This window comes from Prolixibacter bellariivorans ATCC BAA-1284 (assembly GCF_000621705.1).
In the GTDB taxonomy this organism is placed as follows: Bacteria; Bacteroidota; Bacteroidia; order Bacteroidales; family Prolixibacteraceae; genus Prolixibacter; species Prolixibacter bellariivorans.
Genome location: NZ_JHXO01000005.1, coordinates 241,867 through 264,001, shown reverse-complemented (window position 1 = coordinate 264,001; position 22,135 = coordinate 241,867). Strand labels below are relative to the sequence as shown.

Sequence of the window (22,135 nt, the reverse complement as noted above, 5' to 3'; positions counted from 1 at the left end):
GAGAGAACTCAGGAGCGCGCGTTTAGCTTTTGTCAGGATTCTCTACTATGTAAACGCCCATCCGAACCATTTATTATATCGCCATTATCCAGCATCCAGCGGGTTACACCCAGCACCTGCTTTTCCTTCCCATCTAATTCTTGCACCAAATCCTGAATCGGCAATGGCTTCTCCAGTAACAAATCATTCACCTTCCGGGAAATCTGCTCAAACTCCGAACGGGTAACACCGGCCTGATGCTCCTGCCGGCAGACATCACACTCACCACAAGGTTGACCATCGGTCTGCCCAAAATAATCGAGCAGAACCACACTCCGGCATTGCTCCTCCCGGGCAGCATAGCGAATAACGGCATCTACCCTGTCGAGGAACCGTTGCTTACGAATGGCGTAATTCTCCGGACTGATTTTGATCCGTTTTTCGTCAATCCGCTCCTTGGTAAAAATAATCAGTGCACTCTTCCGTCTGGGAATGTAGCGGATCACATTCAATGCATTCAACCGGGTCAGGTATTCCTTCACCACATCAACGGTGGTTTTGGCCCGTTGTGCTAAAATCCGTTCATTTACTACCGTGAATTCGCTAAAAACGCCGGTATACGAACGAAGTATTAGCTTGATGAATGCATCGAAAGAGGCATTGGCTACCTGGAATTTATATAGCTCATCGCGGTTCACCCGGAAAAAAATGCGTGACGAATGTTCCAGTTCATCGGTGAATTCGAGGTAGCCTTCGCGTTGCAATATTTTCAGGCAATGAAAAACAGCCAGCGGCTGAAAATTGAAATTGCGCGAAAAATCGGCCAGGTTAAAATCGAGAACCCGTCCTTTGGCCGTTCCGACAGCCACGCTGAAATAGTTCCCTAACGCCTGGTAAACCCGGCGAATCATATCCATTTGTGGAAAACTATCTGTCACCTGTTTGTGCAGTCGTCGTTTATCGGTGGCATTGAACAGCAGAACAGCTGCGGCTTTTTTCCCGTCACGACCAGCCCGGCCAGCTTCCTGAAAGTAAGCCTCCAGTGAATCGGGCAAATCGACGTGAATCACAAAACGAACATCCGGCTTGTCGATTCCCATGCCAAACGCATTAGTCGCCACAATCACCCTCGATTTACCATTCATCCACTCATCCTGCTTCGTGGCCCGGATTTCCGGTGCCAGCCCGGCATGGTAAAAATCGGCAGAAACACGCTCCCGTCTTAGCAATTCGGTAATCTCCCGCGTTTTCTTTCGACTGCGGACATATATTACACCGCTGCCTTTCGCCTTTTTCACCGTTTCGACCAGGTAGCCCAGCTTATCTTCCTTCTGCCGGACCATGTACACCAGATTTTCACGGTAGAAGCTTTTTTGCAGGACATTCTTCTCGGCAAACTTCAGTTTGTCCTGAATATCGTCGACCACATCTGGAGTAGCTGTTGCTGTAAGCGCTAAAACCGGAACATCGGGGAAATGCTCACGCAAAGAAGCAATATTCAGGTACGAAGGACGGAAATCATATCCCCACTGCGAAATACAATGCGCTTCGTCAACCGTAATCAGGTTGAGTTTCATCCGGTGCAAGTAATCCTGAAAGGAACTGCTGGCCAGCCGTTCCGGAGAAACATACAGAAACTTATAATCTCCGTAAACTGCATTCTTCAGCGTAACGTCAATCTCCATGGAGGTCATTCCCGAATACACGGCCAAGGCTTTAATACGGCGCTTTTTCAGGTTTTCCACCTGGTCCTTCATGAGCGCAATCAATGGCGTTACCACCAGGCATATCCCCTCGTTGGCCATCGAGAAAACCTGGAACGTGATGGACTTTCCCCCGCCAGTGGGCATCAACCCCAGTGTATCCTTTCCGGATTCAACCGAACGGATGATCTCTTCCTGCAGTGGACGAAAATCGTCGTACCCCCAGTATTTCTTTAATATTTGATGAAAATCGCTCATATAATCAGTTGCACAAATTTAGGAAATACCCTCATCAAAAACAGTGCGATTCATTTTCTTTCGCATCACTGATAATTTCACGTCTAAACCACGGCAACAGATGAAGTACATTTCGCACATTTTTCTTATTTTAGCCCATCATTCACCTAAAAGCTTTACCCATGTCGTTTCTGTCCGATAAAGTTGTTCATGAAGGCCTGACCTTTGATGATGTACTCTTGGTACCCGCATACTCCGAAGTACTTCCCAGAGACGTGGATATTTCCTCCAAATTTACACGGAACATCCAGTTGAATACGCCAATTGTTTCCGCGGCTATGGATACGGTAACCGATGCGAAGTTAGCTATGGCCATCGCTCGCGAAGGAGGTATCGGGGTGATTCATAAAAACATGAGCATCGAAGCGCAGGCAAAGCAGGTGACCATTGTGAAGCGGGCAGAAAACGGGATGATCTACGATCCGATTACCATCTCGAAAGAGAAGAAAGTAGGTGATGCCCTTTCGATTATGGAAACGTTCAAGATTGGTGGTATTCCGGTTGTGGATGCAGCCGGCTTGCTAGTGGGGATTGTGACCAACCGTGATCTTCGCTTCGAAAGAGATTTACAGCGTCCGATTGCAGAAGTAATGACGGTGGAAAACCTGATTACGACGGATGTATCGACCAACCTGGAAAAGGCGGCCGATATCTTACAACAATACAAAATTGAAAAGTTGCCGGTCGTCGACAAGCACAATAAACTTATTGGATTGGTGACATATAAAGACATTACCAAAGCGAAAGACAAGCCCCGCGCCTGCAAAGACGAGAAAGGCCGCCTGCGGGTGGCTGCAGCCGTCGGTGTAACGCACGACACCATCGACCGGATTGATGCGCTGGTAGAAGCACAGGTCGATGCGATTGTCATTGACACGGCACACGGTCATTCGCGTGGCGTTTTAGAGATGCTCAAGAAGGCAAAAAATAAGTACCCTGAAAAGGAATTCGTTGTTGGAAACATTGGAACGGCCGAAGCCGCTTCCGAACTGGTTTTTGCCGGAGCAGATGCAGTTAAAGTCGGTATTGGTCCGGGTTCCATTTGCACAACCCGTATCGTAGCAGGAGTCGGAATTCCCCAGCTCTCCGCCATTTACAATGTAGCCAAAGCCATTAAAAACAGCGGCGTTCCGGTCATTGCTGACGGCGGTTTACGTTATTCCGGCGATATTGTGAAGGCGTTGGCGGCCGGGGCGCACAGTGTGATGGCAGGTTCCTTGTTTGCCGGTGTGGAAGAATCGCCCGGCGAAACCATCATTTACCAGGGGAGGAAATTCAAATCCTATCGTGGAATGGGCTCCATCGAGGCTATGCAACAAGGCTCGAAAGACCGCTACTTCCAGGATGTGGAAGACGATATCAAGAAGCTGGTTCCCGAAGGCATCGTAGCCCGGGTTCCTTATAAAGGCACGCTGGATGAAGTCCTCTTCCAGATGATTGGCGGCTTACGTGCCGGAATGGGTTATTGCGGTGCTCACAACATTCACAAACTGCACGAGGCAAAATTCACCCGAATCACCAACGCAGGCGTTACCGAAAGTCATCCACATGACGTTTCTATTACCCGTGAAGCCCCCAATTATTCACGGGAATAAACACTTAACTTCAATTTCAAAACCGGAGCAACCGACAGACTTATTTCATTTTTTAGCTAAATAGCCCTTAAGTTCATGTTCAAATCCATTTGCAGTGTACTGCTTCTTCTCCTGCTGACGTTAACCGGAATTTCGGCTAACGCGAAAGAGAAACAAGTCATCATGACCATTGGCGGAGATAAAATTTACAGCGACGAATTTCTCCGGATGTACCGGAAAAATAACCTGAGTCTGCCGGATTCGCTTCAAAAAACACCTCAACAGTATTTACAGCTTTTCATCGACTTTAAATTGAAAGTTCGCGCAGCGGAAGCGCTTGGAATGGATACGCTGAGTTCATTCAAAAGTGAACTTGCCCGTTACCGGGAAGAATCAGCGTCACCTTATCTCACCGATTCCACCATCGACGAGCAATTGATCCGTACGATGTACAACCGGATGATAACAGAGGTAAAAGCGTCTCATATCCTGATAAGGATTCCGCCCAATGCATCACCGGCCGATACTCTGAAAGCGTGGAAGCAAATCAACGCTTTACGACAACGCGCCGTTAATGGAGACGATTTTGCCAAATTAGCTCTTAACTACTCAGAAGATCCGTCAGCCAGAACAAACAAAGGAGAGTTGGGATATTTCAGCGGATTCATGATGGTTTATCCGTTCGAAAAGGCAGCTTATAATACACCAGTGGGACACATCTCGCCGATTGTTCGTACGCGTTTCGGTTATCATCTGATTAAAGTAGAAGACAAACGACCTTCGCCAGGCGAAATGCATGCCGCCCACATCATGTTTTTTGTGCGACCGGGAAGCAGCCCTGAAGTCGATGCACAAATTCACGCCAAAGCCGACAGCATTTATCAAATGTTGCAAAATGGAGCCGACTTCGCCCAACTGGCAAAAAAATACTCCGACGATAAAAAGAGCGGTGCCAACGGCGGTGCGCTACCGTGGTTTCGTGCCGGGCGTATGATTCCCGAAATTGCAGAAGCGGCTTTTGCACTGAAAAAAGACGGAGATTATTCAAAGCCCATTCGTTCACAATATGGATGGCACATCGTTAAAAGGCTTGCCATCAAACCGGTTCCCTCATTCGATGAGTTGCGTCCAAAAATTGTTGAGAATCTGAAAAAGTCGCCGGAAAGAAACCAGAAAGCCAAAGCAGCATTCATCAGGAAACTGAAATCGGAATATCCATTCAACGAAAATTCGGCAACCCCAGAATGGTTAGCATCACTGGAAGGTTTCAGCAAGGACTCTCTTCAGACGAAAGTCGAGTCAACAACTAACTTATTCAGCATTAACCTCAAACCGGTTAACGGCGATAAGTTCCTCAATTTCATCAAACAAAAAGACCACACACACCAGCCATTGACGCAGACTCAAATTGACAATTACTACAATCGTTTCAAGGACCAAAGTTTTCTGAATTACGAAGATTCGCAACTCGAAAAAAAATACCCGGAATTCCGGTTACTGGTGAAAGAGTATCATGATGGCCTGTTGTTATTCAACATTACCGACCAAAAAGTCTGGCAAAAAGCAGTAAAAGACACTACCGGATTAAAGGAATTTTATGCAAATCATCGTGAAAAATTCAGAACGGAAAGGTATTTTGATGGGACTGTTTATCTTTGTCCCTCGCAGAAAACGGCAACAGAGGTTGACAAAATGGTAGAAGCGGGGAAAGACAGTACAACCATCATCGAAAAATTTAAGGACCTGAAGGGATTTTCACAGCGAACGGGAAAATTTAAATTAGGAGACAACCCCATTGTCGATTTTTACATCTTCAATGATAAGGATGCTGCCACAAATGCACATTCCGAATTGGCAGTACTGCAGGGGAAACAGCAACCTGGAGGATTCAAACCGTTAAACGAAGTGCGGGGAACATGTCTGGCCGATTACCAGGATTTCCTGGAAAAACAATGGGTAAAGCAACTTCGGCAAAAATATCCGGTTAAGATAAAACATCAGGTGATGAACAAAATATTGAAGCACACGGCAGAAAAATGAGGAAGATATTTTTAGCACTAACAGGCATGATGATTCTTTTTACTGCCTGTCAAAAAGGAAATAAAGAAAACGGGAAAGATGCGATTGCCAAAGTTGGCGATAAATACCTTTACAGGAAAGATTTAGCCAGTGCAATTCCGAATGATTTGAACAGCACAGACAGCACCCGCCTGGCCAGCGATTACATCCAACGATGGATTCATCAGGAATTGATTTTGCAAAAAGCGGAAGAAAACCTGACTTCCGAACAAAAAAATGTTCAACATGAGTTGGAGGAGTACCGGGCATCGCTGTTAATTCATAAATACCAGGAAGAATGGGTACGACAACGACTCGACACCGTTGTGACAGAAAAAGATATTCGCGATTTTTATGACCACAATCCGGAGAAATTCAATCTCAATCAGGATCTGATTCAGGGAATATACATGGAGGTTCCCAAGGAGGTTGGCAGGGCTGGCGAAATAAAAAAGTGGATGCTGTCCAATAAGTCGAAAGATATGTCAGCGTTGGAAGTATTTAGTTTTCAATACGCTACCAAATACGACAATTTTTCCGATAAATGGATGGAATTCAGTCGCATTGAGTCGCGTTTACCTATGGAAATTATGAACGCGGATCGATATTTGCATCGAAACAATTTCATTGAAACGACTGATTCGACAAGCACCTATTACGTTGCTATTAAAGATTTTCGCTTAAAAGGGGAAAAAGCACCATTCAACTTTGTGAAGGATCGGATAGAAAACTTAATTTTGAACAGCCGAAAAATGGAGCTAATTAAGGAGCTCGAGAAAAAAATATACGAAAAAGGCGAAGAAGAAGATCTTTTTACCATTATGAAATGATAATCACTACGATATGCTGAAACATACATTAAAAATTTTACTGCCTGTTCTGTTTTTGTTCGCAGCTTCGGCTCAAACGTTTGGCCAGGACAAAGTCATTGACCAGATAGTTGCTGTGGTTGGAGGAAATGTTATTCTGAAATCTGACATCGAAACACAGTATCTTCAGATGCAGGCACAGGGTGCCACTTCAACCGGGGACATGAAATGCGAGATTCTGGAGAATTTACTCGAACAAAAACTGTTGCTGGCGGAAGCTGAACTCGACACGACTATTACAGTAACGGACAACCAGATCAACCAGGAGATGGACCGCCGTATGCAATATTTCATCGAACACATTGGATCGGAAAAAGAAGTGGAAGAATATTTCCACAAACCCATCATCCAAATCAAAGCCGACATGGAGGATGCCATCCGTGAACAGCTGATGACGCAGCAGATGCATTCTAAAATCACCGAAGATGTGACCGTTACACCATCAGAAGTTCGCCGTTTTTATAAAAATATGAAGCCGGATGAAATCCCGATGGTGAAAGAACAGTTGGAATACGCCGAAATTACGGTACTTCCCAAGATTAGTGAGAAAGAAGATCTTCGGGTTAAAACGCAGCTTCGTGATTTGAAAAAGAGAGTTGAAAACGGAGAAAATTTTGCCACACTGGCTGTTCTGTATTCCGAAGGTCCTTCAGCACGAAACGGTGGAGAATTGGGTTACCTGGGACGTGGTCAGCTCGATCCGGCATTCGCAGCCGTAGCTTTCAACCTGAAACCGGGAAAAGTATCGAAAGTAGTGAAGAGTGAAATGGGTTACCACATCATTCAGCTCATCGACCGGAAAGGTGAAAAAGTGAATGTTCGCCATATCATTATCAAACCCAAAGTGGAACCGGAAGAGCTGGAGCATGCCAAACAGCACATCGACAGTATTGCCGATTACATTCGTCGCGACAGTATTTCATGGGAAAAAGCTGCTTATCTCTACTCATTCGACAAAGATACCCGGAACAACAAAGGATTGGTAATTAATCCGCAAACCGGTTCTTCCAAGTTCGAAGCCAGCCAATTAGATCCGGCAGTAAGTAAGGTGATTACCAAGATGAAAATCGGTGAAATCTCCGATCCGTTCCTCATGCTCGACCCAAAACGTCAGCGTCAGGTATATACGATTGTCAAACTGCTTGATAAAACGGAACCGCACAAAGCTAACCTGGCAGAAGACTACCAGACGCTAAGTGATATGTGCCTACAAAAGAAAAAAGAAAAGGTATACGAGGACTGGATTGCTGACCGGGTGGCAAAAACATATGTCCGCATTGACGATTCGTATGTTAATTGTAACTTCAAGTTCAAGAACTGGGTTAAATAATCACCTGGAACATGATGTTTAAGAATGATACAGAAGCCGTCGACGCTTTACGTGTAAAGCACGGCGAGCTTCTTCGCGAAATACAAAAGGTTATCTATGGTCAGGACGAAATCATCAAACAAGTCCTGATTTCCATTTTCAGTAAAGGACATTGTCTGCTGATTGGAGTTCCGGGGTTAGCCAAAACACTCCTGGTGAACACCATTGCCCAGGTTCTCGGTCTCCACTACAAGCGCATTCAGTTTACTCCAGATCTGATGCCGTCCGATATTATTGGTACGGAAATTTTGGACAAAGACCGGGCATTCAAGTTTGTGAAAGGCCCGTTGTTCGCTAACATCATTCTTGCCGACGAAATCAACCGGACACCGCCCAAAACGCAGGCAGCGTTGCTCGAGGCCATGCAGGAAAAGGCGATAACTTCGGCTGGCACTAGCTATAAACTGGATGAGCCGTTTTTCGTATTGGCCACACAAAACCCGATTGAGCAGGAAGGAACCTATCCCCTGCCCGAAGCGCAGCTCGATCGTTTTATGTTTTCCATCTGGCTGGACTATCCTGCTCATGAAGATGAAATGACTATCGTGAGGAACACCACTTCCGACTATTATAACGAGGCAAAAAATATTATTTCAGCCGAAGAGATTTTGCATTTTCAGGAATTGATAAAACGTGTTCCGATTAACGACAACGTGCTGAGGTATGCCGTTACACTGGCAGCAAAAACCCGTCCGGGGACAGAGCACGCTCCGGATATAACCAACGAATACCTCAAGTGGGGAGCTGGTCCGAGAGCATCTCAGTTTCTGGTTCTGGGCGCGAAAACACATGCCGCGTTGCATGGCAAGTATTCGCCCGATATCGAAGATGTAAAAGCTGTAGCAACAGCCATCTTACGCCACCGGATTATCAAGAACTACAAGGCGGAAGCGGAAGGAATCGGAGTCGATGACATCATCGCCCAACTTATGAAATAGTCACTTCTACCATTAATTTGAAAAATCAATAATGAAGCTATTGGCAACATATCGAAATGCCTTTCTTTTTTTGATAACAGTTATTGCCCTGTTTTCACTGCAATCGTATACACCTCAACCACAGCCGCAGAAGAAAAAGAGAAGAATTGAACTGGATCATGCCGATAGTTTAATGTATAATGAGAAAATCGTTGCTGATGCGCAACGATTGATTGGTCATGTGAGGCTGCACCACCAGGGCATTGTCATGACCTGCGACAGCGCATACTCATACAACAGCAAAAATATGGTCGATGCCTTTGGCCATGTTCACATCATCCAGGGAGACACACTCCACCTTTACGGACAGTACCTGAATTACAATGGCGACACCCGGATGGCCAGGGTTCGCCGGGATGTTAAACTCATCAACAAAAATGTTACGCTGACCACCGATTCACTTGATTTTAACATGAATACCAATATCGGGTATTACAACCACGGAGGAAAAATTGTGGATACAGCCAACGTGCTGACCAGCTGGATTGGACGCTATTACGCTGATCGGGATCTTCTCTTCTTCAAAGACTCGGTGAAAGTAACCAACAAGGATTTTGTGATGCATGCCGATACACTCGAGTATTTGAGCAAAATAAAACGTGTTCGCATTGTTGGCCCTACTACCATCGTGGGAACCAAAGAAAAAGGTCAACTCTTCTCGAAAAGCGGATGGTACGATACCCAGACCAATATCTCCGAATTATATAAAGATTCACGCCTCGAACGCAATGACCAGATTCTGGAAGGCGACACATTGTACTACAACAAGAATACCGGCGATGGGAAAGCTTTTCACAAGGTAAAACTGACCGACCTAAAAAATCATACGGTTATTACCGGGAAACATGCGATATACAACGAAATCAGTGATAAAGCAATGGTCACCGATTCGGCGTTGTTTATGCAATATTCCCCAAAGGATACGTTATTCATGCATGCCGACACGTTGCGTTCCATTCCGGATACATCATTAACAAAAAAAGACCAGAAGATATTCCTCGCCTATTATGGTGTTCGCTTTTTCCGTTCCGACATACAGGGAAAGTGCGATTCGCTGGCTTATCAAATGAATGATTCGACCATCGAAATGTATCACGACCCGATATTGTGGTCACAGAACAATCAGATGACTGCTGACGTGGTAAAAATGACCACACACGAAAAATCACCGGACATCGTGAATATGGAGAATAATGCCTTCATTATTTCGGAAGAAGATTCAGCGAAGTTCAACCAAATCAGCGGAAAAGACATGCTCGGTTATATCCGTGACAATAACCTGTATAAAGTAGAAGTGAATGGCAACGGCCGTTCGATATATTTTGCCAAAGATAAAAACAGCTACATCGGGCTAAACCGGGTAGAGAGCAGCAATATCAACATTTACCTGACCGACGGCCACATTAACAACATTACCTTCATTACCCGCCCCGACGCCAAAATGCTTCCGTTGGATGACGTGAATACAAGTGAAACGATGTTGCAGGGATTTAACTGGAGACCGGAAGAGAGACCCAAAAACCGGTACGATGTTTTTCAAAAGGAGAAGAAGAAAGTGTTGCGCCCCAAAGAAAAAGCGCAGACACAAAACAAAATTGAATCTGCGCCCAAATAATTTCCTTAAGGACACGTCGCTAAATAAAAACCTATTTAATACTCATCTTCGTTGAAGAAGAAATCATCCTTACTTGGATAATCCGGCCAAATATCTTCGATGGATTCGTATATTTCGCCCTCATCCTCAATCTCCTGTAAATTCTCGATGACTTCTAAGGGTGCTCCTGATCGGATGCCATAATCGATCAACTCATCCTTGCTTGCAGGCCAGGGAGCATCCTCCAATTTTGACGCTAGTTCCAATGTCCAATACATAATATTATTTAATTATATTATACCTCGCTTTTTTTGCGATTATAAGCATTTTTTTTTAAAAGTTGATGCCTAATTTTCAATCTTTTTTACGCTTTCCAGGCGATTTCTTCCGCCCCTGTCTCATAGGATACCTTCCGGGATAAGACAAACAGGTAATCTGACAAACGGTTCAAATATTTAATTATTTCGTGTGGTATGTCGACATTTTGGGACAATTTATAAACATTTCGTTCGGCGCGGCGACAAACCGTACGTGCCAGATGGCAGTACGATACCGGGTTATTTCCTCCCGGAAGGATGAAATGTGTAAGCGCCGGAAGCCCAGACAGAATCTTGTCCATCTCATTCTCGAGTTGTTTCACATCTTCTTCGCAACACGGCAAATGATCTTTGCTGTCTACCCTGTCGGTATCGGTGGCTAACCGGGCACCAATAACAAATAATTTATTCTGAATCTGAATAAGTTCTTCTTTATCAGACTGCATGATATCCTGCGAACGAATCAAACCGATCCATGAGTTCAATTCGTCAACAGTACCATAGGCCTCCAGACGTGAATCTGACTTGGGGACGCGTGAGCCACCTATCAGGCCGGTTGTTCCGTCGTCTCCGGTGCGGGTATATACACTCATTTGAAAAAGATTTAACGTTAATAAATCGGATTACTGTTACGGTAATCAGCTTCAACTTCACCATCCTTGAGTTTGATAATGCGATGCGCGTGCAGAGCAATATCTTCCTCGTGAGTAACCAGAATAATGGTATTTCCCAGTTTATGAATCTCGGCAAAGAGTTTCATGATATCTTCCGAAATCTTTGAATCGAGATTACCAGTCGGTTCATCGGCCAATAAAATGGAAGGATGATTCACCAGAGCTCTGGCGACAGCGACCCGTTGCCGCTGACCGCCCGACAACTCATTCGGTTTGTGTTCTACCCGATCTTCAAGGCCCACCTGAATTAGTTGGTCCAAAGCTTGCTGCTCACGCTTTTTCCGGCCAATACCGGCATAAACAAGCGGCAACATCACATTCTCGAGAGCCGAATAACGGGGCAGTAAATTAAAGGTTTGAAAAACAAAACCGATTTCATCGTTGCGAATTTCCGCCAGCCGATCATCATCCAACGATCCCACATCAATGTTATTCAGGTGATAAGAACCTCCTGTCGGTGTATCAAGGCATCCGATGATGTTCATCAATGTGGACTTGCCAGAACCTGACGCCCCCATAATGGTCACATAATCTCCTTTGTCAATCGAAAGAGAAACCGAACGCAAGGCGTGCACAACTTGTGTGCCTACATAATAGTTCTTAATGACGTTGTTGAGTTGAATGACTTTTTCCATTTAACAGAATATTTCAACTTTATACAAAGTTAACGGAATTGCAACGGTTCATCCAATGCCTTGTTAATATCTTATCACAAAATTTTCTTTCTGCAAATCCGTCAGGCAGATAGCCAAACCTAAGGTAAAAAAATCAAGTGAAACACGCACTGATTCCTGTTCTGTCAATTCTTTCCAGATAGTTTCCATTTGCGAACTATGATGGATTCCGTTCACGACAATGGCCTTAGGCTTTTTCCCTTGATTTCGGATGATATCTTGAATCAATTCACGGCAACGTTCCGGAGCTTCGGGATAACTAATGAGCACGAAAGAATTGTCTAACTCGGCTGCTGAAAAATCCGGCAAATCCTGATAAACTGATACATTCGCAACCTTCGATTTCTCCAACAAATAGTTCGTCACCGGAAGAAGTTCGGGTTTTCCGTCGTAATGAAAAACAGGAATCCGGCTATCAGCTTTTGCCAGATACAACAAACTCATTCCGGAAACCGGCCCTGCACAAATGACGGTTTTCGGTTGAAATTCGTTGACCAGCCGAAACAACATTTTCCCGTATTTCGGCAGTAAATCATATCTCCGGACCAGCAGCTTCAGTTTTTCCGATATATCCTCATACTCCGAAGCACTTCCGGGAACCTGCACGTTGGAACGCATCAACGATGCCCACGCTTTGTCTATCGTTTCATAAGCATAGTAACTTCCCTGATTTTCAACCACGTTTGTCAGCAATCCAAAAAGATAAGGAGAATGTATACCATGACCATACCGGTGCCGGGCTGTTAACCAATAAGCAATATGACGTTTCAGCTGAAATAGGGACATAAACGGAAATTGAAAAGATGCATTTCTTTTTCGCAAAAGTCAGGTTTTTCCTCCATTCTGCACGCAGGAAGTAAGTATATTTTATTGTTATATTTGCTTCATGCCTGAATTTCTTGACCAAGATATCAAATTCCTGCCGGGAGTAGGCCCCAGGCGAGCCAGTTTGCTAAACAGTGAACTGAAAATTTTCACTTTCCGGGATCTGCTTTACTACTTCCCATTCAAATATGTCGACCGGACCCGGTTTTACAACATCAAGGAAATTGATTCGAAATTGCCCTACATCCAGGTAAAAGGACGAATTACCGGCACCGAAGTCGTTGGTGAAGGACGCAGTCAGCGTCTGGTCGCCTTTTTCACCGATGGCACCGGAATACTCGAACTGGTTTGGTTCAAAGGAATCAAATATGTCCGTTCAACGCTAAATACAACCAAGCAGTACGTTGTTTTCGGGAAACCAACCGAATTCAACGGCCAGTACAACATTGTCCACCCGGAATTGGAAGAAGCCGACAATCAACAAGGAAAGCAGGTACAGGGTTACATTCAGGCATTTTATAATACGACGGAGAAACTGAAGAAGGGTTTTCTAAACTCGAAAGCGATTCTAAAACTTCAGCAAAATCTTTTTCCGTTAGCCAAAGGAAAACTCAAAGAAACTTTGCCGGCCTGGCTGGTCGAAAAGTATCACCTCTTGTCGTTACCCGAGGCCATCGGAAACATTCATTTTCCGCAAAATCCCAATGCGTTACGCAAAGCGGAATACCGTCTTAAATTTGAAGAACTGTTTTACATTCAGTTGAAAATTCTTCACCTGAAAGCCGACCGCCAAACGAAATTCAGGGGGCACCCCTTCACCATTATCGGCGATTACTTCAATGAATTTTTTCACAACCATCTGCCGTTCGAGCTCACGGGAGCACAAAAGCGGGTGATTAAAGAAATAAGGAAAGATGTGGGTTCGGGCAAACAGATGAACCGTCTGCTCCAGGGAGATGTAGGAAGTGGAAAAACGATGGTTGGGCTGATGACCATGCTCATGGCGCTCGACAACGGTTTCCAGTCAAGCATGATGGCGCCGACGGAAATTCTGGCCAACCAGCACTACGACTCCATTAAGAAATTTCTGGGCAATATGTCGGTAAATGTCCGTTTGCTCACCGGCTCTACGAAGAAATCGGAACGAAAAGAAATCCATGAACAGCTGGAAAACGGCGAACTTCATATTCTGATTGGAACCCATGCCCTACTGGAAGAAAAAGTAAAGTTCAAAAATCTCGGGATGGTCATCGTCGACGAGCAACACCGGTTTGGCGTGGCTCAGCGTGCCCGTTTATGGCGAAAGAACTATGTCCCGCCTCATGTGCTGGTGATGACAGCAACTCCTATTCCGCGTACGCTGGCCATGACCGTTTACGGTGATTTGGATGTCTCCGTCATCGACGAACTGCCACCGGGACGAAAGCCCATTAAAACCATGCACTATTTCGAGAATAACCGCAAAAAAGTGTATGATTTTATGCGGAAGGAGATTGAGATTGGCCGCCAGATTTATATGGTTTACCCACTCATTTCCGAATCGGAAAAAATGGACTTCAAAAATCTTGAAGAAGGATACAAACACATCAAAACAGCTTTTCCCGAGCCCAAGTATCATGTGAGTATGGTGCATGGGAAAATGCGTCCGAAAGACAAAGATGCCGAGATGATGCGTTTCAAGAACGGAGAAACCAACATCATGGTAGCTACCACCGTGATTGAAGTTGGTGTAGATGTTCCCAATGCTTCTGTGATGATCATCGAAAGTACTGAACGTTTTGGCCTGTCACAACTGCACCAGTTACGCGGTCGTGTGGGACGCGGTGCCGAGCAGTCGTTTTGTATCCTGATGTCGAAATACAAGTTAGGCGCCGAAAGCAGGAAACGCATTGAAACCATGGTGGCAACAAACGACGGTTTCGAAATTGCCGAAGCGGATATGAAACTTCGTGGGCCTGGTGATATCGAAGGCACACAACAATCGGGTATGGCCTTCGACATGAAGATTGCCAACCTGGCTAAAGACGGTCAGATTTTACAATACGCCCGTGATATTGCAACTGATATTCTGACCGAGGACCCGGCGTTGGCGAAGCCTGAAAACAATTTGCTTCGTAAACAATTGATTGCTTTACGAAAAAACCATTTAAATTGGAGCTCGATAAGTTGACGACAACTTGGAACTTGAACTTAACCTGATTTTGCTTTTTTACTAATGAATAATACATCCGGAAATAACGACCAACGAAGCATCTTTTACCGGTACTTTTTCACCTATGCGCTGCTTTTCGGTGGTTTCGCGGCCCTGTTTTTCCTTCCGTATCTGCGCATTCGTATCGACGAATTCACCAGCAATATTGAATTGCAGGAAAAGAATAAGATTGCCGTTCAATACCGGAGTTTGCTTGACGATATCGCTTTCGTGGTTACCGATATCATGTTCCTTTCGCACGAAGAGCACATGAGTGAGTATGTCAACAAGCCAAATATTCAGGATAAAACGGCACTTTCGCATGAGTTCAGTAACCTGATGATACAAAAGTCTTTCTACGACCAGATTCGGTATATCGACAGAAACGGGATGGAACGTCTGCGGATGAAAATGAATAAAGACGGAAAACCTTATCTGGTGAAGGAAGATGCCTTACAGAGTAAAGCCGATCAGGAATTTTTTATCCATACCATTCATCTCAAACCATACGAAGTTTATCTTTCTCCACTCGATATGAATGAAGAAAACGGCAAAATTGAACTTCCGCTGAAGCCCATCATCCGTATTGCAACGCCCATTCCTGACAAAGACGGTTCGGTGAAAGGCATATTGGTTCTCAATCTGAATGCCGGCTATGCCTTGCGAAAATACCTGGAAGGAGACGGAAGCCGTCAGGGAAATTCACTGCTCGTAAATCGTTCGGGCTATTACCTCCTCCATCCCGACCCAACAAGGACCTGGTCGTTTATTAATGACGGAAGTTCACGCAAGACCTTCCGGGAAGATTTTCCGGAGGCTCATAAAAAAATATGGGCCGAAAAAAACGGTCAGTTCCAGAACGAAGAAGGCCTTTTTACCTTCCAAACCCTGCATCCACTAACACGAATAAAAGAAGTTTACCGTGCCTTGAATCTCCCGCTCGACAGTCTTCCCATCTTTGGGGAATCGCAGGATTATCTCTTCAAAGTAATTTCACATGTACCCGAATCGAGAATACAAGAGGGCATACGCAGAATATACGGAAGATTGGGGGCGCTGTTTTCGGCAGTCGTTATCCTGTTGCTTTTCCTGGCACGTTCCGTCGCCAAAACCCTCACTTACCGCCGGCTGGATGAGATTAAACTAAAGCTCTCTGAAGAGGAATTGCGCAAAGCCAATGTTACCAAGGATAAATTCATTAGTCTGCTGGCACATGACCTGAAAAATCCGCTTTCATCCATCATGGGATTTGCGGAAGTTTTGCAAAGCAAGGATGAAGCCTTCTCGGAAGAGCAACGACGAAGTTTTGCCAAAGTCATTCGTTATTCATCACGCAGCATGGTCGAATTAATTGACGATGTGCTTGACTGGTGGAATGCGCAAAGCGGAACACTCACGGTTCAGGCCGAAGACTTCGATGTAAAAGAGCTGGTTGAAGCGGTATTAATCTTACCATCCGGTCAGGCAGAAAAAAAGGATATCAAACTGGTTACTCGTATCGACGAAGGATTACACGCTTATGCCGACCCGAAAATGATTGCTACGGTCATCCGGAATCTCGTTTCCAATGCTATCAAATTCTCATTCCGCGAAAACGAAGTAATTATTAGCGCTGAACCAATCAATAATCATATTCTCATTAGTATTCAGGATTTTGGCGTAGGTATCTCACAAAGCAATCAGAAGAAATTATTTCAGGTAGGACATAAATTCTATACCAAAGGAACCGAAAATGAATCGGGAACAGGTATTGGTCTGATCCTGTCTAAAGAATTCCTGGAAAAAAACAATAGCGCGATCGAAGTAATAAGCGCCGAAAACAAAGGAACCACCTTCCGATTTCGGCTTCCCGCATCGGAAATTGAGAACACATAACTTTCTTGTTTTTTTGAAAAATACGCTCTCTCCTGATTATCAATAATATTATCATGCCTGTCATTTCGAATTATCTATATATCGAATTGTATATATTTTATTTAAAACAATGCTAAATTACCAATAGGTGTTTAAAGATATATCCTCAATAATCTGATAGATAAAAAAGCTCGTTACATTTGCGGGAAAATTTTCTACCGTTTAGGAAAAATGGAAAACAAGGGAAATATCTTCCATCGGGGAGTTGTAAAGTTTGTGGATGACCATCGGATTGTGGTTGGAATCGTTTCCCAGTCAGCCTGCGTATCATGTCAGGTCGGTGGCTCGTGCAACATGTCCGATATGAAGGAGAAGGAAGTGGAGATTGAAAATTGGAATGGTACCTATTCCAGGGGAGAATTTGTCGAAGTAATTGCCAGTGAATCACAGGGATTCCGGGCACTTTTTGTTGCATACATCCTGCCCCTTATCATACTTTTATTCACACTCATTATTTTGCTTCAGACTACTGGCGACGAATCGCTGGCGGCGCTGGCTGCATTGGGTATTTTGGTGCCTTATTACGGTATTCTATATCTCCTGAAAGAAAAAATCAAACAAACACTGAATTTTAGTATTCGAAAACTGAACTAAACCTCAGATAAAATGAGCATTACACTGATCTATACTGTTGTTGTTCTCAGCGCCATCGGGATCGTCGCTGCGATCATCCTGTACTACGTATCACAAAAATTTATGGTTCACGAAGATCCGCGTATCGACCAGATCGAGGAAGCGCTTCCCAGCGCCAATTGTGGTGGTTGTGGATATGCCGGTTGTCGTGCTTTCGCCGAAGCCTGTGTGGCAGAAAACGAACTGAGCAACCTTTTCTGTCCGGTTGGCGGCAATGACTGCATGAATGACATCGCCGGTATTCTCGGATTGGAAGCAGTGCAGAAAGCACCCAAAGTTGCTGTTCTTCGTTGTAACGGAACTTGCGACCTTCGTCCAAAAACTAACGCGTTCGACGGAGCTAAGTCCTGTACAGCCGCTTCCGCGCTTTACAGCGGCGAAACTGGTTGTGCCTTTGGTTGCCTCGGTTATGGTGATTGCGTTGATGTCTGCGATTTCGATGCCCTGCACATGAATCCTGAAACCGGTCTTCCGGAAGTAGATGATGAAAAATGTGTGGCTTGTGGTGCCTGCGTCGATGCTTGTCCGAAAGACTTGTTCGAGCTTCGCAAGAAAATGCCGAAAGACCGTAAGATTTATGTGGCTTGCCGTAATGAGGATAAAGGAGCTGCAGCAAAGAAATCATGCGAAGTAGCCTGTATCGGTTGTAGCAAATGTGTCAAAGAGTGTCCGTTCGATGCCATTACCATGGAAAACAACCTGGCCTTCATCGATTCGGATAAGTGTAAACTTTGCCGCAAGTGTGTAGCCGTTTGTCCGACGGGAGCTATCATCGAAGAGAATTTCCCGCCAAGGAAAATCAAAACCGAAAAGGTAGCCGAGCCGACATCAGCCGGACCCGATACAACAGATAAAGCCTGATAAAACTAAACGAATAATTAACGATAAACTGGAGGTCAACGTGTTAAAGACATTCAAAATGGGAGGTGTTCACCCGGTCGAAAATAAATTGTCAGCCGGTAAAGCCATCGAAAAGCTTCCCCTCCCGAAAACCGTCAGTATTCCCGTTGCTCAACATATCGGTGCTCCCGCCACCGTAGTGGTTAAACGCGGCGACGAAGTGAAAGTCGGTACGATAATCGCGCAAAGTTCGGGATTTGTATCCACCAATATCCATTCATCCGTTTCCGGAAAAGTGAAGAAGATTGATGATGTGATGGATTCTTCGGGATACAAGAAAAAAGCAGTCATCATCGATGTAGCAGGTGATGAATGGGAACAAGGTATCGATACATCCAATAACCTGATTAAAGAAACTCATCTGGACGCTAAGGAAATCAATGCCAAAATTTTGGCAGCCGGAATCGTTGGTTTAGGTGGAGCGACTTTCCCCACGCACGTGAAACTGAGTCCGCCTCCGGGAATGACCGCCGAGGTACTGCTCATCAACGGTGTGGAATGTGAACCTTACCTCACCTCCGACCATCGTCTGATGCTGGAAAAAGGCGCCGAAATTATCGTCGGCACCAAGTTGCTGATGAAATCGCTGGGCGTGAATAAAGCGGTGATTGGCATCGAAAACAACAAACCCGATGCAATTACCCGCATGAAGGATCTCACTGCCAACGAACCGGAGATCAGTGTTCAACCGCTGAAAGTAAAATATCCGCAGGGTGGAGAAAAACAACTCATCAAAGCCGTTACCGGCAAAGAAGTTCCCTCGGGAGCATTGCCTATTGCCGTTGGTGCGGTGGTCAATAACGTAGGTACAGCCTTCGCCGTTTACGAAGCGGTGATGAAAAATAAACCCCTTGTTGAGCGAGTGGTTACCGTAACCGGAAAATCGGTCAAAGAACCGTCGAACCTGATGGTGCGTGTCGGAACACCGGTTACCGAACTGGTAGAGGCCGCTGGTGGCATGCCCGAAGATACCGGTAAAGTGATTAGCGGTGGCCCCATGATGGGACGCGCCGTTACCACGCTGGAGGTTCCGGTTACCAAAGGTACATCCGGAATTTTGCTCATTCGTGATAAAGAATCGAAACGGAATGAGATGGAACCGTGTATCCGGTGCGGCAAATGTGTGAGCGTTTGCCCGATGGGACTCGAGCCATTTCTGTTGATGACCATGTCGGAAAAGAAACTGTGGGAACGCAGTGAGGACCGCCATGTGATGGATTGCATCGAGTGTGGTTCCTGTTCGTTCACTTGTCCGTCAAATCGTCCTTTACTGGATTATATCCGGTTGGGAAAAGGAACAGTGGGCAAACTCATCCGGGCAAGGAAATCGCAAAACTAAACGAATATTAATCAGACAAATCAAACAGCAAAAATACCGATGAATAAACTGCTAACCGTATCACCTTCCCCGCACGTAAAGGGTGACGAGTCTATACGGAAAATCATGTACGGAGTGGTACTGGCCATGTTACCGGCCTTTGCCATGTCGGCCATGTTTTTCGGCTGGGAAAGCGTAAAGGTGACACTCATTGCCGTAGCGGCGAGTGTATTCTTCGAATATGTAATTCAAAAGTATCTCATGAAGGTCAAGCCCACGGTTGACGATGGTTCTGCTATCGTTACGGGAATTCTGCTGGCCTTCAACGTACCGGTGGGATTGCCGGTGTGGCTCATTGTTCTGGGAGCATTGGTAGCTATTGGCGTTGGAAAGATGTCGTTTGGCGGCCTGGGCCAAAACCCGTTCAACCCCGCATTGGTAGGACGTGTTTTCCTGCTCATCTCCTTCCCGGTTCAGATGACCACGTGGGCTCCGAACAAGCTGGTTGCCGACGGATTTTCGGGAGCGACTCCGCTCGGACTTTTGAAAGAGGGCCTGAAAAGCGGAAAAACCATCAGCGAGATTACATCTCAACTTCCCAATCATTTCGACCTGTTCTGGGGGAACATGAGTGGTTCGCTGGGTGAAATTTCAGCGGTAGCACTTCTTTTAGGTGGCCTTTACATGCTGTGGAAGAAAATCATCAGCTGGCATACGCCTGTTGCCGTTTTGGGAACCATCTTTATTTTCGAAGGTATTTTATGGTTGGCTAATCCGGAACGTTTCATGGACCCGATGTTCCACCTGTTTACCGGTGGTGCCATGCTCGGAGCCATTTTCATGGCAACTGATATGGTCAGCTCACCGATGACGCGTGTTGGACAATTGATTTTCGGAGTCGGTATCGGAATTATCACCGTACTCATCCGAAATTTTGGGGCGTATCCGGAAGGTATTTCCTTCGCGATACTCATCATGAACGCCTTCACTCCGTTGATTAACGCCTATGTCAAACCTACTAGATTCGGGAGGGTTGCATGATGGCTAAAAGAGAATCGAACTTCATTAATATGCTGGTAACGCTGTTTGCCGTTACCTTCATCGCATCAGCATCACTGGGTCTGGTGAACGAATTCACCCGCGATGCCATTAAGAATGCGAATGCCAAGGCACAGGAAAAAGCCATTGCCTCGGTGCTTCCCAACTTCGACAAGCTGGGCAAAAGTTTGAAAATACTCCCAAAGGACGGGCCCGACAGCCTTGAATTATTCCCGGCGTACGATGCACGGGGTAACGAAGTTGGAACGGCCGTTAAAACGTATACCAACAAAGGTTTCTCTGGTCACTTCACCGTCATGGTAGGCTTCAAACCCGACGGCACTATTTCCGGATACGAAGTACTGCAACACCAGGAGACACCGGGTTTGGGTTCCAAAATGGGCCAATGGTTCCGGAACAAGGACAAACCGAAACAAGATATCATCGGGAAGAATCCCGGTAAGGTTAATTTCCACGTATCGAAAGACGGTGGAGATATCGATGCCATTACGGCGGCCACCATTTCATCACGCGCTTTTCTGGATGCTGTACGCAGAGCTTACAACACCTGGAAAAACGAATCGGATGCAACGATTGGTTCAACCACGAAAAAAGACGATCAAACGAAAGGAGGTAACTCATGAGCCAGATGAAAAACTTCACCAAAGGATTCCTGAAAGAGAATCCGGTATTTGTACTCCTGCTGGGAATGTGTCCCACACTGGGAGTCACCTCATCTGCCATCAACGGGATGGGCATGGGATTAGCCACAACCTTTGTGCTGGTGATGGCCAACTTTGTGGTATCGCTGGTGAAAAGTGGTATTCCCGATAAGGTCCGTATCCCGAGCTTCATCGTTATCATCGCCACCTTCGTGACCATTGTCCAGCTAACCATGCAGGCTTACCTGCCTTCGCTTTACGAAAGCCTGGGATTGTTTATCCCGCTTATCGTGGTCAACTGTATCGTACTGGGACGTGCCGAAGCGTTTGCTTCCAAAAACACCGTATGGTCGTCCATCGTCGATGGATTGGGCATGGGACTGGGTTTCACCTTCGCGCTGACTTTGCTGGGTGCCGTTCGCGAATTCCTCGGAAGCGGTAAGGTTTTCGGATTAACCATCTATCCGGAACACTACGGCAGCCTGATTTTCGTACTCGCTCCCGGAGCCTTCATCGCGCTGGGCTACCTGATTGCCATCATCAATAAACTCAAAAAAGCCTGATAAGTT

19 protein-coding genes are annotated in these 22,135 nt (G+C 45.6%); 14 read left to right on the top strand and 5 right to left on the bottom strand.

Annotated elements, in window-relative coordinates; genetic code table 11:
- Positions 1-32: 32 nt before the first annotated feature.
- Positions 33-1,940, bottom strand: a complete 1,908-nt coding sequence (locus tag T426_RS0104235) for a RecQ family ATP-dependent DNA helicase (protein ID WP_027585325.1) — start codon at positions 1,938-1,940, stop codon at positions 33-35.
- Positions 1,941-2,101: 161 nt separating this feature from the next.
- Between T426_RS0104235 and guaB the strand changes: the two genes are divergently transcribed.
- The 6 genes from guaB to T426_RS22690 all read left to right on the top strand — a co-directional run bounded on the left by guaB (position 2,102) and on the right by T426_RS22690 (position 10,441).
- Positions 2,102-3,574: an IMP dehydrogenase gene (guaB, locus tag T426_RS0104230; RefSeq protein ID WP_025864250.1), complete on the top strand. Its 1,473-nt coding sequence runs from the start codon at positions 2,102-2,104 to the stop codon at positions 3,572-3,574.
- 75 nt (positions 3,575-3,649) lie between these two features.
- Entirely contained in the window at positions 3,650-5,593 is a 1,944-nt protein-coding gene (locus tag T426_RS0104225; protein WP_025864249.1) for a peptidylprolyl isomerase, read from the top strand.
- On the top strand, positions 5,590-6,441 hold the full coding sequence (locus T426_RS0104220) for a hypothetical protein (RefSeq protein WP_153637590.1): 852 nt from the start codon (positions 5,590-5,592) through the stop codon (positions 6,439-6,441). Before T426_RS0104225 ends, T426_RS0104220 begins: the two co-directional genes overlap by 4 nt.
- A gap of 13 nt (positions 6,442-6,454) precedes the next feature.
- Complete coding sequence (locus T426_RS0104215) at positions 6,455-7,810, top strand: peptidylprolyl isomerase (RefSeq protein WP_025864247.1); 1,356 nt, start codon at positions 6,455-6,457, stop codon at positions 7,808-7,810.
- 11 nt (positions 7,811-7,821) lie between these two features.
- Positions 7,822-8,787 carry an AAA family ATPase gene (locus T426_RS0104210; protein ID WP_025864246.1) on the top strand — a complete coding sequence of 322 codons (966 nt, stop codon included), beginning with the start codon at positions 7,822-7,824 and terminating at the stop codon, positions 8,785-8,787.
- 31 nt (positions 8,788-8,818) lie between these two features.
- On the top strand, positions 8,819-10,441 hold the full coding sequence (locus T426_RS22690) for an OstA-like protein (protein WP_025864245.1): 1,623 nt from the start codon (positions 8,819-8,821) through the stop codon (positions 10,439-10,441).
- Positions 10,442-10,476: 35 nt separating this feature from the next.
- Here T426_RS22690 and T426_RS0104200 read toward each other — a convergent pair whose 3' ends face one another.
- The 4 genes from T426_RS0104200 to T426_RS0104185 all read right to left on the bottom strand — a co-directional run bounded on the left by T426_RS0104200 (position 10,477) and on the right by T426_RS0104185 (position 12,871).
- Positions 10,477-10,698, bottom strand: a complete 222-nt coding sequence (locus T426_RS0104200; protein WP_027585323.1) for a DUF2795 domain-containing protein — start codon at positions 10,696-10,698, stop codon at positions 10,477-10,479.
- A gap of 86 nt (positions 10,699-10,784) precedes the next feature.
- Positions 10,785-11,330, bottom strand: a complete 546-nt coding sequence (locus T426_RS0104195) for a cob(I)yrinic acid a,c-diamide adenosyltransferase (RefSeq protein WP_027585322.1) — start codon at positions 11,328-11,330, stop codon at positions 10,785-10,787.
- Positions 11,331-11,347: 17 nt separating this feature from the next.
- Positions 11,348-12,046, bottom strand: a complete 699-nt coding sequence (locus T426_RS0104190) for an ABC transporter ATP-binding protein (RefSeq protein ID WP_025864244.1) — start codon at positions 12,044-12,046, stop codon at positions 11,348-11,350.
- Between the two features lie 63 nt (positions 12,047-12,109).
- Positions 12,110-12,871 carry a hypothetical protein gene (locus T426_RS0104185; RefSeq protein ID WP_025864243.1) on the bottom strand — a complete coding sequence of 254 codons (762 nt, stop codon included), beginning with the start codon at positions 12,869-12,871 and terminating at the stop codon, positions 12,110-12,112.
- Between the two features lie 100 nt (positions 12,872-12,971).
- On the opposite strand from T426_RS0104185, the gene recG reads away from it, so the two are divergent.
- From recG to rsxE, 8 genes are all read left to right on the top strand, one after another.
- The gene (gene recG / locus T426_RS0104180) at positions 12,972-15,080 is read left to right on the top strand and encodes an ATP-dependent DNA helicase RecG (protein WP_025864242.1); all 2,109 of its coding nucleotides are present in this window, start codon (positions 12,972-12,974) and stop codon (positions 15,078-15,080) included.
- Between the two features lie 45 nt (positions 15,081-15,125).
- The gene (locus tag T426_RS24930) at positions 15,126-16,976 is read left to right on the top strand and encodes a sensor histidine kinase (protein ID WP_025864241.1); all 1,851 of its coding nucleotides are present in this window, start codon (positions 15,126-15,128) and stop codon (positions 16,974-16,976) included.
- Positions 16,977-17,186: 210 nt separating this feature from the next.
- Positions 17,187-17,609: a SoxR reducing system RseC family protein gene (locus T426_RS0104170; RefSeq protein ID WP_025864240.1), complete on the top strand. Its 423-nt coding sequence runs from the start codon at positions 17,187-17,189 to the stop codon at positions 17,607-17,609.
- A 12-nt stretch (positions 17,610-17,621) separates the two neighbouring features.
- Positions 17,622-18,509, top strand: coding sequence for a Fe-S cluster domain-containing protein (locus T426_RS0104165; protein WP_025864239.1), 888 nt, complete (start codon positions 17,622-17,624; stop codon positions 18,507-18,509).
- 40 nt (positions 18,510-18,549) lie between these two features.
- On the top strand, positions 18,550-19,887 hold the full coding sequence (gene rsxC, locus T426_RS0104160) for an electron transport complex subunit RsxC (RefSeq protein WP_027585321.1): 1,338 nt from the start codon (positions 18,550-18,552) through the stop codon (positions 19,885-19,887).
- 39 nt (positions 19,888-19,926) lie between these two features.
- Entirely contained in the window at positions 19,927-20,907 is a 981-nt protein-coding gene (locus T426_RS0104155; protein ID WP_025864238.1) for an RnfABCDGE type electron transport complex subunit D, read from the top strand.
- Complete coding sequence (locus T426_RS0104150) at positions 20,904-21,548, top strand: RnfABCDGE type electron transport complex subunit G (RefSeq protein WP_051538768.1); 645 nt, start codon at positions 20,904-20,906, stop codon at positions 21,546-21,548. The genes T426_RS0104155 and T426_RS0104150 overlap by 4 nt, the downstream gene beginning before the upstream one ends.
- Positions 21,545-22,129 carry an electron transport complex subunit RsxE gene (rsxE, locus tag T426_RS25980; RefSeq protein ID WP_027585320.1) on the top strand — a complete coding sequence of 195 codons (585 nt, stop codon included), beginning with the start codon at positions 21,545-21,547 and terminating at the stop codon, positions 22,127-22,129. The genes T426_RS0104150 and rsxE overlap by 4 nt, the downstream gene beginning before the upstream one ends.
- Positions 22,130-22,135: the final 6 nt, after the last annotated feature.